Below are 5713 nucleotides of genomic sequence, written 5' to 3'. Positions count from 1 at the left end.
TGGGCGAAGCCATGGAGCGAGTTCTACGGCATCACCCGGAGGTCCGGCTGGTCTTTGGAGCCGCCCAGCATTACGATGAACGGGTGGTTCCGCCCATGTCCAAGGCTGCGCAATTTCTCCGGTGGTGTCAGGAAAAAGGTTGGCTGGGCCGATATGTGTTTTTCTTGGATTGGATTCCTTATGATCGGCGAGGGCCTTATTTGCTGGAGGCGGACGTAGGGATCAGCCTCCATGATCATCCGCTGGAAAGCCGTTATGCGGTGCGGGCTCGTTCGCTGGATTACCTTTGGGCCTCTCTACCGTGTGTGCTGAGCGCTGGGGATGAGCTGGCGGATTTGATGAAGACCCATGGGTTGGCCCGTGTGGTTCCTCCCCGTGACCCCTGCGCGGTTGCGGATGCATTGTTAAGCTGGCTGGACAATCCGCCTTCTCGTGAGCAGCTGGCTCGACAGACCATGCCTCTGCGCGATCGTCTGCGGTGGTCTGTTGTGGTTCGACCGATTGAGGCCTTCCTTCGAGAGCCCCACATGGCTCCGGATGCGCCCCATGCCCGACGAAGGGCGTTGCATTGGATCGGGCTTCGCGTAGAGAACGATCGCTTGCGCTCAGAGTATGCAGCCTTGCGGGCGCATCTGGAGGCTGTCCGACGGGGTCGGATCGTTCGAATGCTGAACCGGATCTATCGGATCTGGGGGCGCGCCTTCTTATGAAGGAGCGAATCACGATCATTTTGCTGACCAAGAACGGTGAGCGTTACCTCGAGGAGGTCATGGAGGGGATCTTTGCCCAGCGCGTGGCGTTGCCCTTCGAGGTGCTGGCAATCGATTCCGGATCCCGTGATCGTTCCAAGGAGATCCTGAATCGATACCCGGTGCGCTTGGTCGAGATCCCCCCCCATGAGTTCAATCACGGGGAGACTCGTAATCTGGGAGCCCGGCTGGCTCATCCGGATACGTGCTATCTGGTTTATCTATCTCAGGATGCAACCCCGGCCGATGAGGAGTGGTTGAATGCCTTGATCCAACCGATGCAGGAGGACAAGCAGGTGGCGGGTGTGTTCAGCCGCCATCTGCCCCGACCGAGCGCGTGCCCCTCGCTGGTGCGCCAGCTGCTCACCCGATGGCAGACGGGAGGGACGGAACGCTTGGTGAAGCGAATGCCGGCTTCCCGGGCCGATTTCGAGGCCAATCGGTTCTTTTATATTTACTTCTCCAATACCAGTTCGGCCATCCGGCGCTCGGTGTGGGCGCAGATCCCCTTCCGCCCTCTCCCCTTTGGGGAGGATGCGGATTGGGCGGAGCGCGTCCTCCTCGCTGGCTACGCCCTTGTGTTTGAGCCTCGGTCCCGGGTTTTTCATTCCCACGATTATGGGTTATTGGAGCTCTTCCGGGAGAACGCGGACTATGCGGCGGCTTTCCGGGAGCGTTTCGACCCGCCCGCATACCGGGGCTTTGGCCTCCAGGCGGTGTTGCGAGGGGCGATCCGGGAGAGTTGGGAAGATTGGCGGTTCATCTGGCGTCATCCGCACTTCCGCGAGCAACCCCTTCAGCGTCGTCTTTTCTGGATGCTTTACAGCCCCGCTTGGCATCTGGCCGTCGGGCTCGGCACTTACTGTGGGATCCGTGGGCTTCCCCGTCGACCCAAGTGGGGGCGTTATCTGTCCCGACAGGAACGTGTCCGCCGCATTTGATTCGCAAGGGGGTTCTGCATGGGCATCCGGTCGGTGCTCCCGCGCATGGGGGTTTTGGGGCTCTTGGGGATTTCCATTTACACCTGGAGAGCCGGGTGGGCTTGGGAAGGACTCGGCCTCGACGGGTCCACTCTCCCTCCTTCCGGCCCGGCCCAGGTCCTGGGCCTGGCCCATGCGATCCATCTCCGGCCTACGCTGAACTATGGCCAGGAGATCCTGAATTTCAGCAACCTGGTGGGCAAACGCCCTGCGGTGGTGATGTATTTCATGGACTGGCAGGGCAATCCGAACGCCTCCGGGTTAGAGCGTTACTTTGACCCCTATCTCTTGAACACGATCAGCAACACCCTTCCCGTCTCCGCGCGGCCTGCCGTGATGCTCACGTGGCAGCCTCTTCACGGCCGGCAGGCAACCGGATGTGCGCAGGATTACTTGGGGGCCATCCCCCTTCCAGATATTTTGAACGGGAAATGCGATCCCTACATTCGGGGTTTCGCTCAGGCTTTGAAAGCGCGGCCGGAGCGGTTTTTGATCCGTTTCGCTCATGAAATGAACATCTCGGATTCCCCATGGTGGGTCGGGCATATCGGCGCGGACCCCTCGCTCTATGTGGCCGTCTGGCGACATGTCCACCGGATCTTCGAGGAAGAGGGGGTTTCCAACGTGGAGTGGGTGTGGAGCCCGAATTATGCCAGCAATCCCCCCGATTCATGGAACGATCTGCACGCTTATTACCCCGGCGATGATGTGGTGGATTGGATCGGCTTAAGCGGATACAACTGGTATACGACCCGCCCTCCGGGGATCTGGCGCACGTTCCCTGAGCTCTATGACGCGGTCCTGAAGGATCTGGCCTGCTCCTATCCAAAGCCTCAGATCATCGCCGAGATCGGCTCGGTGGAGGGAGATGGCGTGACGTTTTCCAAGGCAGCATGGATCCGGGATGCTTACAGCCGGGCGCCCTCCTATCCTTTCCTGCGCGTCATCCAGTGGTTCAACGATTACGCCTATGCCGATCCGAACAGCGCGGATTTCCGGGTGACCACCAGCACAGCCCAGGATGGGTCGGTCCAGCCGTTGCCGCCTTCGAGCGGAGCCTGGACTTCCGCGTATCGGGACGCAATAGGGGATCCTGTTTACACGACCACCTTGCCAGCCCTGTCCGCTGCCACGCCCCCCGGCCGGTTCTGCGGAGGCGATCCCTTCACGCTCGCGCCGAACTTTCTCCTCCTCCCCCCTACAGGCAGGGCGGTGGTCTCGATCACGGGCATCGGATACACCGTTCCCCTCACCCTCACCCCCATGCTGTCTCCTGGGATCTCCGGGACCCTGCAGGGGGAGCTCTGGAACCCACCATGGGCGGCTTCATCGTTGCGCATCCAAACGGCAAACACCCCCTCGGGGCTCTATACCGGGAGCGTGCGGATCCAGGGGCCCGGGCTCTCACGAACGCTCCCCTTCACCATCGAGGTGGTGGATCGCGTTTATTCGATCTGGATCCCGATGGTGCGGAGGTAGGCCGTGCGGCTGCTTTACGTGGCGAACGGATTCCCGCCCACCGCCCTGGGAGGTGTGGAGGTTTACACGTATGAGGTGGCGCTGGCAATGCAGCGGCGCGGCCATGACGTATGGGTCTTCTGTCGGGAAAGCGATTTCAGCCGACCGGACTATACGCTCCTCCGGGATGAAGTTCATGGTATTCCGGTTCTCCGAGTGGTCAACGACTTCAAAAACGCCACACGCTTCTCACACTTATACGAGGATGATCGGATCGAAATTTTGTTCCGGGAAATCCTTTTGGAGGTCCGCCCGGATCTCGTCCATTTTCAACATCTGATCGCGCTATCTGCTCGCCTGCCGGAAATCGCGGGCCGGATGGGTTATCCGACCCTGATGAGCCTGCATGATTTCTGGCCCCTGTGCCATCGGGTGCACTTGATGGACCGCTGGGGCCGGGTCTGCCCAGGACCTTTCCGGGGTGGGGATTGCGTGCGTTGCGTCTTCGGTTCCGGAGAGGGGAGCGGCCTCCTGACCTGGCTTCGTCGCCTAAGCCTATGGGTGCCTCCGTCGATCCGCCGTTGGTGGGCGCGTCGTCGAGGAGGCGCGCCCTTTTTGCCATGGCCTTCCGAGGGGGAGGAAAGCTTCCAGTTGCGCCACCGCGCGTTTCAGGCTGCCTGTCATGGGTGTCGGCTTTTGTTGGCCCCGAGTGCTTTCGTGCGTGAGGCGTTCATGCAAAATGGCTGGAGGGAGGCAGAAATTCAGGTGCTTCCGCTGGGCATTGCCCTCCCGGAGGGAGATTCCATCGCGGAGCGAAAGCCCCCGGCGGATATAGGCCTGCGCATCGGATATATCGGATGGTTCCAGCCCCAAAAGGGCGTCCACCTGCTCCTGAAGGCCTTTCGCCGTCTCCCCGGCGATCATGTTTCGTTGCATCTTTTCGGACCCTTCGATCCCGCTCATCCTTACGCGCGCTCCCTCCAGGCGGAGATTCGACAGGATCCCCGGGTGCATATACACGGCCCCTTCCCCCCCGAGGATCGACCCCGGGTTTATGCGCAGCTGGATCTCCTGGTGATCCCCTCCCTCAGCCCGGAGACGTTCTCCCGGGTCGCCCGGGAAGCTCTCGCCCACAGCGTCCCGGTGGTCGCGTCCCGGGTTGGGGCGCTGGCGGAGGTGGTGATGGACGGCGTCAACGGCTATACATTCCCGCCGGGGGACGAGGAAGCCCTCTTGCGGATCCTGGAGCGTGTGGTGCGAAACCCTGAACGCCTGCGGTCTCTGGACCTGCCTGGCCCGGTGTCTCTCCTCTCCGTCGAGGCGCACGTTCAGGCGCTGGAACGGATTTATCAGGAACTTCTCTTAGGTTAGGATCGCCGCTCGAATGCGGGCGTTCGCTCCGGTCAGCGTGGTGATCCCCACATGGCGGGGGGCAGCGTGGCTTCCGCGCTGTTTAGAGGCGCTCTCCCGCCAGACCTGTCGTCCGTTGGAGGTCGTGCTCATTCAAAACGGCGGCCCGTCTCTGGAGCTCTCTTCCCCGCCGGAGCTTCCATTGCGCTTCCATCGGAACCCGATCAACCTGGGCTTTGCGGCAGCGGTGAACCAGGGGATCTGGATGACTCGGGCTCCCTATGTGGCCGTGCTGAATGACGACGCCTTCCCGGAGCCGGAGTGGCTGGAATCCCTTCTGGAGGCCATGGAAGCGGGTCCTGAGATCGGATCCTGTGCCAGTCTCATGGTGTTCGCCCACCGGCCAGATATCGTTCAGAGCGCGGGGATCGCCATCGACCGGGCGGCCATCGCCTGGGATCGCCTGCGCGGGCATCCGGTGGCGCAAGCACAGGCCCCGGCGGAGGTCTTCGGGGCCTCCGCGGGGGCGGCCCTTTACCGGCGCGCTATGCTGGAGGCGCTGAAAGGATTTGATGGGCGCTTCTTCGCCTACCTGGAGGATGTGGATTTGGCCTGGCGAGCGCAGATCGCCGGCTGGCGGTGCATATACGTTCCCCGAGCACGGGTCCACCATCTCACCAGCGCCAGCCTGGGGGAGGGCGCTCCCTTGCACCGTTTCCTGCTGGGGCGCAATAAGGTGTGGCTGGCGGTCAAGAACGCTCCCGCAGAGGATCTGCCGCTCATCTTTCTATATGATCTCCTGGCACTCGGATATGCCCTGCTGCGCCATAGGGATCGCTGGGCTCTGGAGGGACGACGGGCGGGCCTCCGGGGGATCCGTCCCTTCCTCGCGGAGCGACGCCCCGGATCCCCTCGGGTGCTCTCCCCGCTGGTGCCCCCATGGGAAGTCCCACGGCGATGGTCCCCGTTCCCGGCCTGAACTGGGTGATTTGACATCCTTCCCCCCTCCCCGTATAATTTTTTAACGCTCAAAACCGCAGTCTCACACCTGGGGATGGGCGAAGCCATGGAGCGAGTTCTACGGCATCACCCGGAGGTCCGGCTGGTCTTTGGAGCCGCCCAGCATTACGATGAACGGGTGGTTCCGCCCATGTCCAAGGCTGCGCAATTTCTCCG

General features: G+C 62.1%; 4 protein-coding genes and 1 pseudogene. All 5 read left to right on the top strand.

The features are described 5' to 3' along the window. Window positions 1-710, top strand: a pseudogene (locus VAE54_RS00320) (hypothetical protein); the annotation flags it as partial. Further along, window positions 707-1690 carry a glycosyltransferase family 2 protein gene (locus VAE54_RS00315; protein WP_322799931.1) on the top strand — a complete coding sequence of 328 codons (984 nt, stop codon included), beginning with the start codon at window positions 707-709 and terminating at the stop codon, window positions 1688-1690. The pseudogene VAE54_RS00320 and the gene VAE54_RS00315, both read left to right, overlap by 4 nt. An 18-nt stretch (window positions 1691-1708) precedes the next feature. After that, on the top strand, window positions 1709-3208 hold the full coding sequence (locus VAE54_RS00310) for a glycoside hydrolase family 26 protein (RefSeq protein WP_322799930.1): 1500 nt from the start codon (window positions 1709-1711) through the stop codon (window positions 3206-3208). 3 nt (window positions 3209-3211) lie between these two features. After that, on the top strand, window positions 3212-4558 hold the full coding sequence (locus tag VAE54_RS00305) for a glycosyltransferase family 4 protein (protein WP_322799929.1): 1347 nt from the start codon (window positions 3212-3214) through the stop codon (window positions 4556-4558). Between the two features lie 13 nt (window positions 4559-4571). Then, a complete protein-coding gene (locus VAE54_RS00300) occupies window positions 4572-5516 on the top strand; it encodes a glycosyltransferase family 2 protein (protein ID WP_322799928.1) in 945 nt (314 codons plus the stop codon). The last annotated feature ends 197 nt before the right edge of the window (window positions 5517-5713 follow it).

Source organism: Thermoflexus sp. (assembly GCF_034432235.1).
Taxonomy (GTDB): Bacteria; Chloroflexota; Anaerolineae; order Thermoflexales; family Thermoflexaceae; genus Thermoflexus.
This window is presented reverse-complemented; position numbering and strand designations above follow the sequence as displayed.

Excerpts from the sequence above, each read along its gene's own strand:
- VAE54_RS00315 (WP_322799931.1), top strand. The coding sequence starts at position 707 with ATGAAGGAGCGAATCACGATCATTTTGCTGACCAAGAACGGTGAGCGT.
- VAE54_RS00300 (WP_322799928.1), top strand. The coding sequence starts at position 4,572 with ATGCGGGCGTTCGCTCCGGTCAGCGTGGTGATCCCCACATGGCGGGGG.
- VAE54_RS00310 (WP_322799930.1), top strand. The coding sequence starts at position 1,709 with ATGGGCATCCGGTCGGTGCTCCCGCGCATGGGGGTTTTGGGGCTCTTG.